This window comes from Micromonospora sp. NPDC003944 (assembly GCF_053605225.1).
Window position 1 is genome coordinate 16,165 of sequence record NZ_JBSGIV010000070.1, and the last position, 15,973, is coordinate 32,137.

11 protein-coding genes are annotated in these 15,973 nt (G+C 71.5%); 4 read left to right on the forward strand and 7 right to left on the reverse strand.

Going from position 1 to position 15,973, the window contains the following annotated elements:
* Window positions 1-45: 45 nt before the first annotated feature.
* The 6 genes from ACWER9_RS26930 to ku all read right to left on the reverse strand — a co-directional run bounded on the left by ACWER9_RS26930 (window position 46) and on the right by ku (window position 5,347).
* Complete coding sequence (locus ACWER9_RS26930; RefSeq protein WP_452304467.1) at window positions 46-1,056, reverse strand: NADPH:quinone reductase; 1,011 nt, start codon at window positions 1,054-1,056, stop codon at window positions 46-48.
* A gap of 28 nt (window positions 1,057-1,084) precedes the next feature.
* Entirely contained in the window at window positions 1,085-1,738 is a 654-nt protein-coding gene (locus tag ACWER9_RS26935; protein WP_452304468.1) for an HAD family hydrolase, read from the reverse strand.
* Between the two features lie 32 nt (window positions 1,739-1,770).
* On the reverse strand, window positions 1,771-2,598 hold the full coding sequence (locus tag ACWER9_RS26940; protein WP_452304478.1) for an SCO6745 family protein: 828 nt from the start codon (window positions 2,596-2,598) through the stop codon (window positions 1,771-1,773).
* 191 nt (window positions 2,599-2,789) lie between these two features.
* Window positions 2,790-3,461 (reverse strand): FKBP-type peptidyl-prolyl cis-trans isomerase, encoded by a 672-nt coding sequence (locus ACWER9_RS26945; RefSeq protein WP_452304469.1) that lies wholly within the window; start codon window positions 3,459-3,461, stop codon window positions 2,790-2,792.
* A 146-nt stretch (window positions 3,462-3,607) separates the two neighbouring features.
* Window positions 3,608-4,246 (reverse strand): DUF4241 domain-containing protein, encoded by a 639-nt coding sequence (locus ACWER9_RS26950; protein WP_452304470.1) that lies wholly within the window; start codon window positions 4,244-4,246, stop codon window positions 3,608-3,610.
* Between the two features lie 75 nt (window positions 4,247-4,321).
* Window positions 4,322-5,347 carry a non-homologous end joining protein Ku gene (ku, locus tag ACWER9_RS26955; RefSeq protein WP_452304471.1) on the reverse strand — a complete coding sequence of 342 codons (1,026 nt, stop codon included), beginning with the start codon at window positions 5,345-5,347 and terminating at the stop codon, window positions 4,322-4,324.
* Between the two features lie 85 nt (window positions 5,348-5,432).
* On the opposite strand from ku, the gene ligD (ACWER9_RS26960) reads away from it, so the two are divergent.
* Both ligD (ACWER9_RS26960) and ligD (ACWER9_RS26965) read left to right on the forward strand, forming a co-directional pair.
* Entirely contained in the window at window positions 5,433-6,374 is a 942-nt protein-coding gene (ligD, locus tag ACWER9_RS26960) for a non-homologous end-joining DNA ligase (protein ID WP_452304472.1), read from the forward strand.
* Window positions 6,364-7,278 carry a non-homologous end-joining DNA ligase gene (gene ligD / locus ACWER9_RS26965; RefSeq protein WP_452304473.1) on the forward strand — a complete coding sequence of 305 codons (915 nt, stop codon included), beginning with the start codon at window positions 6,364-6,366 and terminating at the stop codon, window positions 7,276-7,278. The genes ligD (ACWER9_RS26960) and ligD (ACWER9_RS26965) overlap by 11 nt, the downstream gene beginning before the upstream one ends.
* 64 nt (window positions 7,279-7,342) lie before the next feature.
* Here ligD (ACWER9_RS26965) and ACWER9_RS26970 read toward each other — a convergent pair whose 3' ends face one another.
* Window positions 7,343-9,649 carry an esterase-like activity of phytase family protein gene (locus tag ACWER9_RS26970; RefSeq protein ID WP_452304474.1) on the reverse strand — a complete coding sequence of 769 codons (2,307 nt, stop codon included), beginning with the start codon at window positions 9,647-9,649 and terminating at the stop codon, window positions 7,343-7,345.
* 146 nt (window positions 9,650-9,795) lie between these two features.
* Between ACWER9_RS26970 and ACWER9_RS26975 the strand changes: the two genes are divergently transcribed.
* Entirely contained in the window at window positions 9,796-10,548 is a 753-nt protein-coding gene (locus ACWER9_RS26975) for a TIGR03089 family protein (RefSeq protein WP_452304475.1), read from the forward strand.
* 302 nt (window positions 10,549-10,850) lie between these two features.
* Window positions 10,851-15,836 (forward strand): carbohydrate-binding protein, encoded by a 4,986-nt coding sequence (locus tag ACWER9_RS26980; RefSeq protein ID WP_452304476.1) that lies wholly within the window; start codon window positions 10,851-10,853, stop codon window positions 15,834-15,836.
* Window positions 15,837-15,973: the final 137 nt, after the last annotated feature.

Here is a 15,973-nt window from a genome sequence, read left to right on the forward strand (position 1 = left end):
CGCTTCTGTCCTGCTGACGGGGAAATCGGGTTGTCAGCGACCCGATCAGGCGTCGCTCGTGGTGATGAGCACCTTGCCCACCGTCGAGTCCTCCACCGCCTGGTGCGCCGCAGCCGCCTCGGCAAGCGGGTAGTGGTGCAGCGGCAGGCCGGCGTCCGCGCCCACCCGGATGCCACCCTGGCTGGCCGCCGCCGCCACGTCCTTCACGCCCTGCGCCTTGGCCGCCTTCGGCTCGGTGTAGACGAGCACGAACTGCCAGCGCGCGTTCGGCGCCATCATCGCCCGGATCGGGATGCTCACCTCGGCGCCGCCGCTGTCGGCGTACATGCAGACCGCACCGCCGTGCCGCAGCACCTGCACGTCGGTCGCGGCGTTGCGGGCCGGAGAGACCTCGACGATCGTGTGGACCCCGTCGGGGGCGATCTTGTGGACCTCCTCGACCACGTCCTGCTCCCGATAGTCGATCACAAAGGACGCGCCGGCCGCCGCCGCGAGCTGCGCCTTCTCCGCGCTGCTCACCGTGGCGATCACCGTGGCGTCGGCCCAACGGGCGAGCTGGATGGCGGCGTTGCCGACCGCGCCCGCACCGCCCTGCACCAGCACCGTGTGATCCGCAAGCGCGCCCGCCCGCAGCGTGTCCGGCATGAACTCACCGGCGGTCAGACAGCGGTGCGCGGTGAGGAACGGGATGCCCAGGGCGGCGCCCAGCTCGAACGCGGCGTCGCCGAGGCGTACCGCCTGCCGGACCGGCACCAGCGTGTACTCCGCAGTCGTGCCCCACGGCCGCTGCCAGGCGGCCTCCCAGACCCACACCCGCTCACCGATCAGGTCCGGATCGACCCCCTCGCCGACCGACTCGACCACCCCCGCGCCGTCCTGCCCGGGAATCTGCCACCCGGCCGGCGGATCGTTGCGGCGGGCCTTCCAGTCGGTCGGGTTCACTCCCGCGACCGCCATCCGCACCAGGACCTCGCCCGCACCCGGTTCCGGCACCGGACGGTCGACCAGACCAAGCACCGAAGGGTCGCCCCCGCGCTCGTACACGATGGCCTTCATCCGTGGTCTCTACCCCGCTCGGTCCGGGTCAACCCCGCTCGTCCACCAGCTCCGGGGTCAGCTCGCCGATCGCGTTCAGCGTCACCACGGCCAACCCCGAGGCGTCCGGATCGAGCGGGTACGCGCCGTGCGGCACCGCCACCACCCGCATCCCCGCCGCCGCAGCCGAGCGCACCCCGTTGGACGAGTCCTCCACCGCCACACAGCGGGTCGGGTCGACGCCGAGGCGCTGGGCCACACTGAGGTACACGTCCGGTGCGGGCTTGCCGCGCTCGGTCTGCTCGGTGGAGAGGGTCGCGCCGAACGCGTCGGTCAGGCCGGTCGCGGTCAGCGCCGCCTCGATCAGCCGGGTCGGCGACGAGCTGGCCAACCCCAGCGGCCACCGTGCGGCCAGCCGGCGCACCACCTCGTCGGCGCCGTCGATGAGGGGTACGTGGTCCCGGTAGCGTCGGGCCATCTCCTCGACCACCTCGACGGCGACCTGCTCGGCGGTGCGGCCGACCCCCAGCTCGCCGCTGAGGTAGTGGGCCCACTCGCCGGTGCTCATCCCCATCAACCGGCGTTGGGTGTCCGGCTGCCACGTCCCGCCGTGCTCGGCCACGTACGCCCGGCGGACCTCCTCCCACACCGGCTCGGAATCCACGATCACGCCGTCCAGGTCGAAGACCACCGCATCCGTCACGGGCCCATCCTGCCCGACCGACGGCTGCCCGGTCAGCCGGGCAACGCCGGCAGGCCGAGCGGGCTGCCCTCGGGGAGCAGGGTGTGGCCGGCCCGGGCGATCGGCTCCAGCAGCTCCCGGAGCCGGTCCGTGTCGGCGGGGCCGAGCGCCTGCCACGGGTGCGCGGCGGCCCGGTCGGTGGCGTCCTCGACGGCCTCGAACCCGGCCCGGGCGTGCTCGGTGGCCGCGCCGTCCCCGGTCAGCCAGCCCCGCTGGATGAGCCGCTCGCGGGCGGCGTGCCACTGCTCCTCCGACCAGCCCCGGCCAAGCAGGTACTGCGGCGGCGCGCCATCAAGAGCGACCCGCCCGGTCAGCGTCTCCACCGGGTCCAGCCCGGCGGCGACCAGCGCCGCCACGTGCCCGTCCCCCCGGTGCTCGCGCAGCGTGGTGGCGGCCTGCCACAGCCGCGCCAGCGGGTACTCGCCGGCCGGGAGTGCCGCGTTGGCCGCGCCGAGCACCCGGCCGGCGGTCTGCGCTGCCGCAGCAGCCCGCTCGAGTAGGTCGGCGGCCTCCACCAGGTGCGACTCCGGCAGCTCGTAGGTCAGCTCCGCGAGCGCCTGCACGGCACCGGTCAGGCGGGCGCGCAGCGCCTCCTGTGGGGTGGCCAGCCGCCACACCGCCGGCAGCGCACGGGTGACCATCGGTGGCGCGAAGTTGAAGAAGGCGGCGACCACCGGGGCCGCCTCGGTGGCGCCCAGCGGCGCGGCCCGACCCGCGAAGTATCCACGCCAGTAACCGCGCAGCCCCACCGCCTCGTACGCGGCACGGGCCCGGGGGTGGAGGTAGGTGACCGCGTGCACCGGCTCGAAGTACGCCCACATCGACCGGGCGGCGCGCCCGGACTCGTCCAGCGCCGTCACATGCACCTCCGCGTCCCCGGTTCCGGAATGCTCACCCCGGGCGGTGAACCGCCCGGGGTGACGCCGAACCTACTGCCGCTGGGTGACGGGCCGGAAGCCCCATGTGAACAACTCCATCGCGTCGCGGCGACAACCGGGACGACCCGGACAGGTCACTGGGCGGCGAGCACGTCCACCACGAAGCGCAGCGGGCCGGTCGGACGTCCGCCGCCGGCGGCCTCGTCGTTGCCGTACGCCAGCTCGCCCGGGATGTCGAGCTGCACCCGGCTGCCCACGGTCACGCCGACCAGGCCCTGGTCCCAGCCGGGGATGACCTGACCGACGCCGATCGGGAAGGTGGCCGGCTGCCCGCTCTTCCAGGAGGAGTCGAACTCCTTGCCGTCCTTGTAGAACACCCCCACGTAGTTGGTGGTGATGTTCTGGCCCTTCTTCACGGCCGGGCCCGTGCCCTTGATCAGCGGGGTGACCGCGAGCTTCGTGAGGTCACCCGTGCCCGGCGTCACCGTCGGCTTGGTGCCCAGTGCCGGGTCGGCGCCCTCGGGCAACTGCGGAGCGGGGGGCGCGCCAGCCTCGTCGGGCGCCGGGGCGGAGGCGGACGGGGTGCTGTCGGCCTGGGTCTTGGGCTTGTCGTCGCCCCCGCCGATCGTCACGAAGACGCCGATCAGCACCCCGACCACGGCGACGGCCGCGAGGCCGCTGATCCACGCGTTGCGCTTCCGCCTCGCGTCGGCTGCCTTCTTCGCCGCCAACTGGGCGGCCAACCGGCGCCCCGACTTGGTCGCCGGGCTCTGGTCCGGGCCCTTCTGCTGCGTCCGATCGCTCACGTCGTCGACTCCCTGCTGCGAAGTGTGGCCGGCACCCGGTGCCGGGGGGAAAGCCGACGCACACGGTACCCGCACCGCGGCCTACCGTGCCCGCCGCGCACGCCTCGGATCGCCCAACGCGACAGTTCCGGACCGTTCCCGGGCGGTTATTCCGGTACGACCATGAAGTCGGTCACGAACGAGGTGACCCGGCCGTCGGCGGTCCGACCGATCCAGGTGCCGTAACAGCCGTCGCCCCAGCCGCTGGTCACGGTGACGACGTTGGCCCCGCTGGCCTCGTCCAGCACGGCGGTGATCAGCCCTGGCACCGGGGACGAGGGCAGCTCGGTCGGGATGAAGACCTCCTCGACCCGGTCCTCGTCCCAGCCCTCAAGGACGGTGAGCGCGGTCGGGTCGGCGAGGGTGCCGACGCCGGCGTCCACCCCGTACCCGAAGTAGTCGTCCGCGCCGAGGGTGGCGACGTCCTGGTCACCCGCGACGGCCGGCTCCCAGCGGACCGTCGGCTCGCTGGAGACGACAAGCTCCAACGCGGCGACCCGTCGGTCCACCTCGGCGTCCTCCCGGAGGACCACCGCCACCCAGGCGCGGGCGGGGTGCCGGCCCGGCGGCACGGTGACCGTGAACGGTTCGGCCTCCGGGCAGACCAGCGGGTCGCACCCCACCACCTGGCCGGTCGGCAACACGATGTCGCCCACCGGGTGGACCTCGATCAGGTACCCGCCGTGCTCGTCGGTGAAGCGGGCACCGGGCGTCAGCAACCGGTCCAGATCAGGGGTGTACGACATGGGGGCTCCTCCGGGTCGCCAGCGGCCGGCGGAGCGTACCCGGCGCGGCGGACACCGCTGTCGCTGCCGTACCGGTCAGGCGCTCTTGCGGGGTGCGGTCTTGCGGGCGGCAGTCTTCTTCGCCGGCTCCGCCTTCTTCGCGGCGGTCTTCTTGGCGGCGGTCTTCTTCGCCGGCTCGGCCGCCTTCTTCTCGGCGGTCTTCTTTGCCGCGGTCTTCTTCGCGGGGGCCTTGGCGGCCTTCTTCTCCGCCGCCTTCTGGGCGGACCGGGCCGAGGAGATGGGTGTCGGTTCGCCGCCGCCGCCACCGCGGGCGGGCTGCTCACCGCGAGCCGCCTTGGCGCGCTCCACCGACGCCTTCAACGCGGCCATCAGGTCCACCGCAGCGGCCGGGGCCTCCTCGACCTCCTCCGGCTGGACGACCTCCCGACCCTCCACCTTGGCGTCGATGACCTCCTGCAACGCGGCCCGGTAGTCGTCGGTGAAGACGTCCGGCTCGAACTCGCCGGTCATCGAGTCGATCAGGGAGCTGGCCATGGCCAGCTCCGGCGGGCGCACCTTGAGGTCCTCGTCGAGGAAGCCGAAGTCCGGGTTACGGATCTCGTCCGGCCAGAGCATGGTGTTGAGCAGCAGCACACCCTCGCGGACCCGTAGCGTGGCCAGTTGCTCCCGCTGGCGCAGCGCCACCTTGACGATCGCCACCCGCTCCGAGTCGATGAGCGCGTCGCGCAGCAGCACGTACGGCTTGGTGGCCGCGCCCTCCGGCTCGAGGAAGTACGCCTTGTTGTAGAGGATCGGGTCGACCTGCTCGGCCGGCACGAACTCCAGCACGTCGATGGCGCGGGAGCTGGTCAGCGGCAGGTCGGCGAAGTCCTCGTCGGTGAGGATCACCATCTCACCGCCGCCGATGTCGTAGCCCTTGGCGATGTCGTCGTAGGTGACCTCCTCGCCGCAGACCGAGCAGGTGCGCTTGTAGCGGATCCGGCCGCCGTCCTCACGGTGCACCTGGTGGAACCGAATGTCCTTCTCCTCAGTCGCGGAGTAGAGCTTCACCCCGATCGAGACGAGCCCGAACGACACGGCTCCCTTCCAGATGGCACGCATCCTGCGCTCCCTTCCCCGGTATCGACCATGCTCGCATCCGAAAGAACCGGACGCGAGGTGTTCGGCCTGCTACTACAGTCGGGTCGTGCCCGGCGCGCCGTTCAAGCCGATGCTCGCGATGACCGGGCCGCTCCCGGCGGGTGACGGCTGGGCGTACGAGTTCAAGTGGGACGGCGTGCGGGCCCTGGCCGACATCTCCGGTGGCGGTCAGCACCTGTATGCCCGTTCCGGCGTGGAGATCACCGCCGCGTACCCGGAGTTGGCCACCCTGCCCGAGCAGGTCGACGACGCGCTGCTCGACGGTGAGGTGGTGCTGCTCGGCCAGGGCGGGCAGCCGTCGTTCACCGCACTTGCCGAGCGGATGCACGTCCGGGACCGGAACAAGGCGGCCCGGCTGGCCGCGGTGATGCCGGTGACGTACATGATCTTCGACCTGCTCCGGCTGGACGGTGACGACCTGACCGGCCTGCCGTACGAGCGCCGCCGGGCAGCCCTTGACGCGCTCGGGCTCGGTGGCCCCCGGTGGGCGGTGCCGCCCATGTTCGCCGACGGGCCGGCCACCTACGAGGCGGCGGGGGAGCACGGTCTGGAGGGGGTGATGGCCAAGCGGGTCGGGGCCGTCTACCGCCCGGGGGTGCGCTCGCCGGACTGGGTGAAGGTCAAACTGGAGGTCACCGGCGACTTCGTCGTCGGCGGTTGGCGACCGGGTGCGCGCCGGATCGGCGGGCTGCTTGTCGGTGTGCCCGGCCCGGACGGCCGGTTGATCTACCGCGGCCGGGTCGGCGGCGGGATCGGCGCGGCCATCGAGCGGCAGCTCCTCGCCGAGTTGGAGCCGCTGCGGTCCGGCGCGTCACCGTTCGCGCCCGGTGTGCCGCGCGAGGATGCCAGGGGCGCCATCTGGGTAGAACCCCGGGTGGTGGTGGAGGTGAAGTACGGCCAGCGCACCCCCGACGGTCGGCTGCGCTTTCCCCGGGTGCTGCGGCTGCGCCCGGACAAGCCCCCGGAGGAGGTCGACGATGCCGGCTGAGCGGCTACGGGTGGACGTCGAGGGCCGCGCGCTGGAGCTGTCCAACCTGGACAAGGTGCTCTACCCGGCGGCCGGCTTCACCAAGGGCGAGGTGATCGACTACTACACCCGGATCTCCCCGGTGCTGCTGCCGCACCTGCGGGACCGACCGGTCACCCGGATCCGTTTCCCCAACGGGGTGGACGACAAGTCGTTCTTCGAGAAGAACACGCCGGCCGCGACCCCGGACTGGGTGCGGGTGGAGAACCTGCCCGCGCCCGGGTCGACCAAGGGCCGGGAAACCATCGACTACGTGGTCGCCGACGACCTGCCCACCCTGGTCTGGCTGGCCAACCTGGCCGCGTTGGAGCTGCACACGCCGCAGTGGAAGGTGGGCGAGCACCCGGACATGATGGTCGTCGACCTGGACCCGGGGCCGCCGGCAGGGCTCGCCGAGTGTTGCCCGGTGGCGGTGCTGATGCGCGACCGGCTCGCCGACGACGGGATCGAGTCGTACCCGAAGACCTCCGGCAAGAAGGGCATGCAGCTCTGCTGCCCGATCGCCGGCACCCAGTCGTCGGACGACGTCTCCGCCTACGCCCGGCGGATCGCCCAGGAGCTGGAGCAGGCCCACCCGAAGCTGATCGTGTCGAAGATGGCGAAGAACCTCCGACCGGGCAAGGTCTTCATCGACTGGAGCCAGAACAACGCGGCGAAGACCACCGTGGCGCCGTACTCCCTGCGGGCCCAGTCGGTGCCGTCGGTGTCGACGCCACTGACCTGGGACGAGGTCGAGGCCGGGGCCCGTGGCCGGAGACCGGCCGTCCGCCAGTTCACCGCCGCCGAGGTCCTGGCCCGGGTCGAGGAGTACGACGACCTGCTCGCGCCCCTGCTCGACGGCGGCCCGGAACTACCCACCCGTTGACGGGTGCCGACGGTGGGAACCGTGCGGCCCGACGTCCACGCTTGCGGACGCCGGGCCTGGCGGATCAGCGCTGGCCGAAGACCTTTCGGCTGGAGCCGAGCCGCAGGAGCACCGTCTCGCCGGTGGCGTTCTGCACCGCGTCGTTGTCGGTGATCGCGTACACCTCGCCGTTGCCGGCCACGGTCAGACCCTCCAGCTTCTCCTGGGTCCAGCCGTTGGTGGCGCGCAGCGTGGGCAGCACGTCGACGGCGAGCGTCTTCGGCAGCACCGTCAGCGGGCCGGTCGCCGCCGCACCGGGCAGCGGCACCGTGTAGATCCGCTTGACAGTGGCGGCCGGGCCGTTCAGCTTGTCCCGCTCGATGACCGCCAACCGGTCGCCGACCACGGTGATCTCGGAGAGGCCCATCCAGTCGCCCGGCACGGTGGTGGTGCCCAGCTGGTAGCCGAACCAGCTCCAGGTGCCCGCGGTGAGGTCGTAGCGGCCGAGCCGGACGACGCCGGTCGGGTCGGTGCTCAACTCCCGCTGCACGGCCACCCAGACGATCTCCCGGCCCTGCCGGTCGGTGGTCGCCGTGACGCCTTCCAGGCCCTGCTTAGCGAGACCGGCGGCAACCTCGGCGGGCAGCGCCACGGTCTGCCGGGTCACGCCGTCCGCGTCGAGCCGGACCAGCTTGTTCTCCGCGCCCTTGGCCCCCTCGACGGCGAGCCAGAAGCCACCCTGCGGGCGGGCGAAGATGCCCTCCGCGTCGTACCCGACCGGAGCGCCGGCCGCGTCCCGCACCGGCAGCGCGCCGGTGATCACGGCGGGCGTCCGCTTCGCGTCGATGGTGAGGATGCGGGTCTGGCTGTACGCCGCGTCGGTGACGCTGTAGAGCTGGTCCCGCGTGCCCGGGGCCGCACTCAACGCGCCGAGCGCACCCCAACCGATCGGTGCGCCGGCCGGATCGGTGCCGGACACGATGCTCGGGAACGTCGGCGTGCCCTTGCCCAGTTGGAAGAGGGATACCGACGCCCGCACGTTCACCGAAGCGTCGTCCTCCTCGCTGGAGACCGCGAGCAACCCGCGCGACGGGATGGGCAGCAGCCCTTCCGGCCCGTTCGTGGTCGGCAGGACCTGCCGGAACACCGGGCGGGTGGGGTTGCTCAGGTCGTACACGGCGACGAAGTTGCTCCGCTCGGAGCCGACGAACGCATACCGCACGCCGTCGTACTCGGCGACCGCCACACCCTCCGGCTCGGTGCCCTTCTTGCCGGCCCGGTCCTCGTTGTGCAGCCCGTAGGTGACGGCGAGTCGCTCGAAGGTGTTGCCGGCGTCCCAGGCGACGCGACCGGTACGACTGTCGAAGACAGACCAGCCTCGGGTGCCGCCGTGCCAGTCGCCCTCGTTCGCCGTGGCGAGATAGCGGTCGTCGACCCAGGCCACCGCGTCCGGCTCGCGGGGCACGTCGGTGATGCTGCCGGTCAGGTCGATAACACCGTCCTTCTTGGTGTCGATGCCGCTGATGGTGGCGGTGCCGGCGCTGAACACCGTGGTGATCCGGCCGGTGGGCAGGTCGATCACGGCGACGCCGTTGTTCTCCTGGAGCGTCACGGCCAACTGGTTCCGGCCGTTGATCGAGACGTACTCCGGCTCGGGGTCGGCCGGTGCGGCGAGGCCCGCCTGGACCAGCGCGGGCAGCGCGCTGCCGTCGGCGCCGGTCAGCGCGACCGGCCGGAGCCGCCAACCGGCCGGAGACTTCCCGGCCAGGTCGACGATCTGCACGAAACCGGCGGGCGCCTGGGGCAGGTCGCCCTCCTCGCCGCCGGGCGGGGTCGCCTCCTCGTCCCGCTCGTTCTCGATGGCGATCGCGGCGTACCGCTTGTCAGTGCTGATCGCGATCGAGTCGGGCTGACCGCCCAGGTCGAAGCTGGCCACCCGCTTGCGGCTGGCCAACTCGATCACGTCGAGCCGACCGGACGGCTCGGTGAAGCTGACGCTGGTGTTCACCACTACCAGCACGTACTTCCCGACCACCGCGACCGACGTCGGCTCGTCCTCGGCGTCGCCGAGCTGGGCCAGGGAGAGCGTGCCGAGGCCGCGCGGCCGGTCGGCACGGGAGATGTCCAGGAAACCGATCCGCTTGGCCAGCGCGTCCGTGTGGATCAGGGTGCGACCGTCCTCGCTGACCGCCGAGATCTCGGCGACAGTCGCGGTCGTCGGGTCCTCGCCGGCCGGACGGTTCTGGAACACCGGGTACGTGGCGACCCGGTCGAAGGCGAGCGACGGGCCCGGGTGATGGTGCGCGCCGGCCGACGCGGGGGTGGCCCCGGCCAGGCTGGCGGCGGCGACACCGGCTGCGGTGAGCGCGGTGAATGCTCTTCTGAGAGTCAAGGACTTCCTCCATTAGGTCGTACCCGCACGGAGGCTGACACCTGTCGGGGAGCATCAGCTTGCGGCGACGTGAACAGCGGGCGAAGGGCGGGAGCGACCACAGTCGTTGAGTACTGTGGTGCCGACTCGACCCGGGGAGCGTGGAGATGCAGCCAACCGTCACGGCCGACCTGGCGGCCCGACCCGTCGAAGCCGAGCGTCCGATGCTGAGCTACCGCGACGAGGCGATCGGTGAGCGCGTCGACCTGACCGCCCAGCAGGTTGGCTCCTGGGCGGCCCGAAGCGCGGGCCTGCTGCGGGACGGCTGCGGGCTCGGCCCCGGCAGCCGCGTAGCGGTGTTGCTGCCTCCGCACTGGCGTACCGCAGCGGTGTTGTTGGGCGCCTGGGCCTGCGGCCTGGCGGTGTCGTTCCGGCCGCGCGCCACGGCGGGCCTGCCGGTCCTCGAAGCGGGCGGTGACCGGCCGTTCGACGCGGTCCTCGTCACACCGCAGCGGCAGGACGACTGGTTGGAGGACGTGCCCGACGCGCCGCACCGCTACCTCGTCGGCACGGGACCGGGGCCGCTGGCCGACGTGCCGTTGGGATGGCTGGACTGGTCCGCCGAGGTGCTCCGTCACCCGGACACCACGCCCGACCACACCGCCATCCACCCGTCGGACCCCGCCACCGCGGACGGCACCACCTACGGCCAGTGGGGCGCTGTCGCCCAGGGCATCGCCGAGATGCTGGACCTGCGTGCCGGTGATCGGCTGCTGGTCGACGCGGCCGAGCACGAGGAGCCGTTGAAGTGGTTGCTCGCGCCGCTCTCCGCCGGCGCGTCGGTGGTCATCAGTGCCAACCTCGACCCGGCACAGCGGGACGCGGTCGTCGCCGCCGAGCAGGCGAACCGGGTGCTCTGAACGGCAGGTGGGCACGTCGCACGCCGTGTTCAGGATGCCGGGGGCCGGTGACCAGCTCCGCGCTGCCTGATGCTGTTGATCAACTAACTGTTCACCCGTACAGCGTCCGGCTCTCATCCGGTTTGGCTGGCGAGTTCGCCCAGAGCCGGCAGGGTCAGCGAACGGCCGCGCCCGCCGGCGTGCCACAGCACCTGTGGACCGGAGCGCTGGCATGGCCCCAACCGCTCGGCCTCGCAGTGTCGTGGCGGGTTTCTGCACGTCGGTGGCGTCCACGTTGACCCATCAATAAGGAGAAACCCCGCATGACGCACGAACCACGTGCGCGGAGGAAGCGAACACGCGGCATCCTGCCCGCCGTCGCGCTCATCCTCATCGCCGGACCGGCAACGGCCCTCAACCCCACCCTCGCGGGCGCGCAGGCGACCCCGACCAGCGGAAACACCCCGCTGATCAACCTGGCCAGCGGGCAGAACGTCGAGGGCAAGCTCCCCGTCGTCGTCGAGCCGGTCACCGAGAACGACTCGGTGACCACGCTCGCGGTCGACGGCGACAAGATCAGTGCCGACAAGACCGCCGGCACCGCCCACTTCGCCTTCGAGATGGGTGGCAACGGCACCGAGGCGCGTTACCGCAACTACGTCACCGTCAACGCCCACACGGCCGAGGCGGACCGGGTCTACCTCCCGGACATCGCCGGTGGGCAGGTAGGCACCCTCGACTTCCCGGGCGACTGGCTGCGCCCGGGAGCGAACACCATCACCGTGCACGCCGGAGCGAACTGGGTCGACTCGACCACCAAGACCGCCGTCGGCTACGAGGAGTTGCCGAACGGCGAGGGTGGCCGCTGCCCCAACTACGACGACTACGCGCTGAGCAGCATCAGCCTCAGCCTGCTCGGTGTGGTCGCCGACGGTGAACAGAACCTGTTCAGCTACAGCTTCGGCGACGGCACCTGCGGCAGCTCCGCGAAGCTGCTCAACCAGGACCTGACGTTCGTCGTCTCGGGCGAGCCGGGCAGCACCTCGGGCCTGCGTACCGACCTCGACACCACACAGCTCACCAACGGTACGCACACCGTCAGCGCGACTACCCAGTCGGGCGCGAAGACGAGCGTGACGGTCGACGTCAACAACGCCCCGGCCGGCGCGGCGGTGATCACCCCCGGTGACGGTGCCCGCGTACGCGGAACCCAGCCGGTGATCGCCGCGCTCGCGACCGCGGGCAAGGACAGCGTCGAGTCGCTCGCCATCGACGACAAGCCGGCCGAGAACGCGGAGACGCTTGCCGCCGGTACCGCCACCCTCGGCCTCGCGGTCGAGGCCGGCAACTCGGTCGAGGCCCGCTACCAGAACTACGCGCTGGTCAACGGCCACCGGGTCGACCTCGGCGGCGACTACGGCGCGCTCGGCGCGGAGGCCGTGAAGCTGGCGTTCCCGAACCGGTTCCTGCACCTCGGCGACAACGTCGTCCAGGTCAAGACCGGTGACTACAACGGCACGCTCAACGGCGCTACCTGCGCCAACCACGACGACTTCAAGCTCACCCGGGAGGCCACCAGCCTCACCCTGAGCACGGCGGGCACGGTGACGCCCGGCACCACGTACCTGATCACCACCAGCGGCACCACCGTGACGAAGGCGGAGACGACCGCCGCGTCCCTGGCGCTCGGCGACGGCACCTGCGGTGCGAACAAGGAGGCCGAGTTCCACTTCACCGTCGCGGACGCGCCGACGACGCGCACCGTCGACACCCTCGCCGCCGGCGGCGACGCGCACCTGAAGGTGTTCGTCGGTGGCAACGGCAGCGACAACGGGTACGACAACACGGTGCTTGTCAACGGCATCCCGCTGGAGATCGGGATGTGGGAGAAGGAGGTCGCGAACCTCGCCTTCCCGAACGAGTGGCTGGTGCCGGGCGTCAACTCCCTGGAGTTCGTGGCCGGCAGCGACCACGGCAGCGCCAAGCCGGGGGGCTGCGACAACTTCGACGACTTCACGCTGCGGGACTTCGAGTTGCTGCCCAGCGGCGCGAAGGCGACCCGGCTGACCCGCTCGGTCGCACAGACCACCGTCACCATCGGCTCGGCCACCTACCCCGCCGGCTCGCCCGTCACCACGTACATCGGTGACGGCACCTGCGGCAGCAGCTTCAACGGCGTCCTCACCGCGATGGTCCTGTTCGACGTCACCGCCCAGGACGGCTCGGCGCTGCCGGCGCTGGGCAAGCGCGCCGACGTGGACACGACGTCGATCGCGGACGGTGCCCACACCATCAAGGCGGTCGTCGGGGACAAGACCTCGACGCGGCGGTTCACCACCGACAACACCGCCCCGGAGATCGCGAGCAGCGTCCCGGCGGCCGGCCAGCGGCTCACGTCGACGGTGGCGCTCGAGGTCAGCGTCAAGGACGCCAGCGGCGTGGTCGGCACGCCGGCTCTCACGCTCGACGGCGCGGCCGTCAAGCAGGGCGACCAGATCGGTCACGGCCTACCGGCCGGCGAGCACACCATCGCGATGACGGCGACCGACGCGCTCGGCAACACCGCGACCCGCGAGGTGCGGTTCAGCAGCGCGAGCATCCCGGACGTCCCGACCGAGCTGAACGCCACGGTCAAGAACACCGACCCGCTCTCGGCGGAGCTGTCCGCCCGGATCCCCGGCACCGAGGGCGTCGGGCTGACCGCGACCTTCACCAAGGCCGACGTCGTCCTGCCCACCAAGGGTTACCAGGGCGAGGCGGCCGACGTGCCGACCACGCTCGACGTCCAGCACGACCGGAGCGTGGACGTCACCTCGCTGCGTCCGCTCGACGGCACGACCATCGACAGCCCGTCCAGCCGCGGGGTGGCCTTCCAGCGGTACGACCTGCCGCTGGGCGCCACCACGCAGGCGCCGACGCTGCGCTGGTCCGGTGCCATCGACCCGGCGCGGATCGTGGCGCTGTGGGCGTGGAACCCGGCGACCGGGAAGTGGGTCGTGCTGACCAGCTCCCGGGGGAAGGCCGGGCAGGACACGGTCCTGACCGCGCCGGTCGAGGCCGGCTACCGCGACGGCGGTGTGGTGCACGTGCTGGTCACCGGCGAGGACCCGTTCGCCGACGACCTGTCGCCGCGCGACTCGACGGCGCAGAACGACAAGGACCGCTTCGAGGACCCCGCCTCGTACGACTTCTCGTTGGCGCACTTCACCGACACCCAGTACATCACCGAGGGGGCGGCCGGCGGCACGTACGACGACTTCGACGGCAACGCCGAGCCCTCGGACGTCGAGACCGCCGAGGAGCAGGCGATCTGGTCGGCCGCGTACCGCGACCAGATGCAGTGGATCGCCGACAACGCGGACAGCCGCAAGATCGCGTACGCGGCGCACACCGGTGACGTCATCGAGAACGACTACTACGACCCGCTGGCGAAGAACCCGGACGGCTCCCTGAAGCGGCCCGGCCTGCACGAGCAGGTGGAGAAGGAACTCGCCACCGCCTCGGGCTTCCAGAAGATCCTCGACGACAACGGTGTCGTCAACCAGGTCATCGCGGGTAACCACGACGACCAGCTCGGTGCCGAGACCGGCCCCACGTCCCGGTTCAGCCGGACCTTCAGCGCGGACCGCTACTACGGGACGGCGAAGGCCTGGCCGGAGGGCACCGAGTACCACGCGTGGGACGAGGTGACCAAGGCCGACGGTTCGGTCACGCCCGGCACCGACAACCAGAACAACTACCTGCTCTTCTCCGCCGGCGGTCTGGACTTCGTCGCGGTCGGCCTGTCGTACGGCGTTACGCCGGCCGAGGCCAAGTGGGCAGACTCGATCTTCAAGCGGTACAAGGACCGCAACGGGATCCTGCTCTCCCACGACTACCTGAAGCCCTCGGCCAACCCCGACGGTCGGGGTGCCGACTTCTCCGCGCCGGACGGCTCGCCGCTCTTCAAGCAGGTCGTCGAGGTCAACCCGAACGTGTTCCTGGTCCTCGCCGGTCACGAGCACGGCGTCGGCACCAACCTGAAGTCGAAGATCGGCGTCACCGTCAGCCACGACGTCGTCGAGCTGCTGGCGGACTACCAGTTCTACACGGTCACCGCCGCCGAACTCTGGCCGAAGCAGGTCGCCGCCGACGGCACCGTCGACGTCAACGGGGACGGCACCCCGGACCACAAGGCCACCGACCGACTGCAGTTCGGGGCGAGTTTCCTGCGCCTGCTCCAGTTCGACGTGGACCGGGCCGAGATGCACATCGACACGTACTCGCCGTTCCTGAAGAACTTCGGGGCGACCGAGTACGACATCCGCCAGGACGGCAGCCAGACCAAGCCGCGGTACAACGGCTCGGAGGACAACCTGACCCTGCCGGTGGACCTTACCACCCGTAAGACGTCGTTCAGCACCGACTCGCTCGCCGCGTACGTGCCGTCCGGCGTGATCGGCACCGCCGAGGTGGCCTCGAACGGTGTCGCCACGACGACCTGGGGCAAGCTCCTGCCGGGCACCTCGTACGGCTGGGTCGTCTCGGCGAAGAGCGCCGACGGTGGCGAGGCGGTGGCCCAGCCGGCCGTGTTCGCGACCGCCAAGCAGGTCCCGACGATGACCGTCACCGCAGCCCCGACCAACTGGGGCAGCGCGGCGACGGTGACCGTGAAGGTCGCGGCCGGCAGCACGCCGGTCACCGGCGCGGTGGAGTTGCGGGAGGGTACGACAGTTCGCGGCTCGGCCGCGGTGACCAACGGCGTCGCGACGTTCACCCTCCCGGTGGGCCTCGCGGGTGGCCAGCACCTGCTGACCGCGTCGTACCCGGGCACTGACCTGCTCACGCCGGTGCAGGCCACCGCCGTCCTGACGGTGAACCTGCCGTCCGAGTGGAGTTCGTCGACCGTCTACAACGACGGCGACCGGGTCACCTACCAGGGCCGGGTCTTCCGGGCCTCCTGGTACACGAGGAACCAGAAGCCGGGCGCCGACCCCAACGGCGCGTGGCAGGAGATCGCCATGACCGAGGACGGTACGGCGATCTGGACCGCGTCGCGGATCTTCAACTCGGGCGACGTCGCCCTCTATGACGGCAAGACGTGGCGGGCCCAGTGGTACACCCGCAACCAGAAGCCGGGTGACCGCAACGGATCCTGGGAGGAGATCGCCCCGACCCCGCCGGACAACAGCCCGGCGGCCTGGACGCTCACCAAGGTGTACAACGCCGGCGACCGGGTGTCCTTCAAGGGCCACGTGTACGAGGCGAAGTGGTGGACACGCGGCGAGGAGCCGGGCAACACGAGCGGCCCCTGGAAGCTGATCAAGTAGGCAGGGTTCGCGTGACCGCCGGCCCGGGACCGATGCTGGTCCCGGGAGCCGAGGAACCTGATCCCGGGCCACGACGCCGCCGGTTCGCGATGGTCAGCGGCAACGTCGTCGCGCTCGGCACGGTCAGTCTGATCACC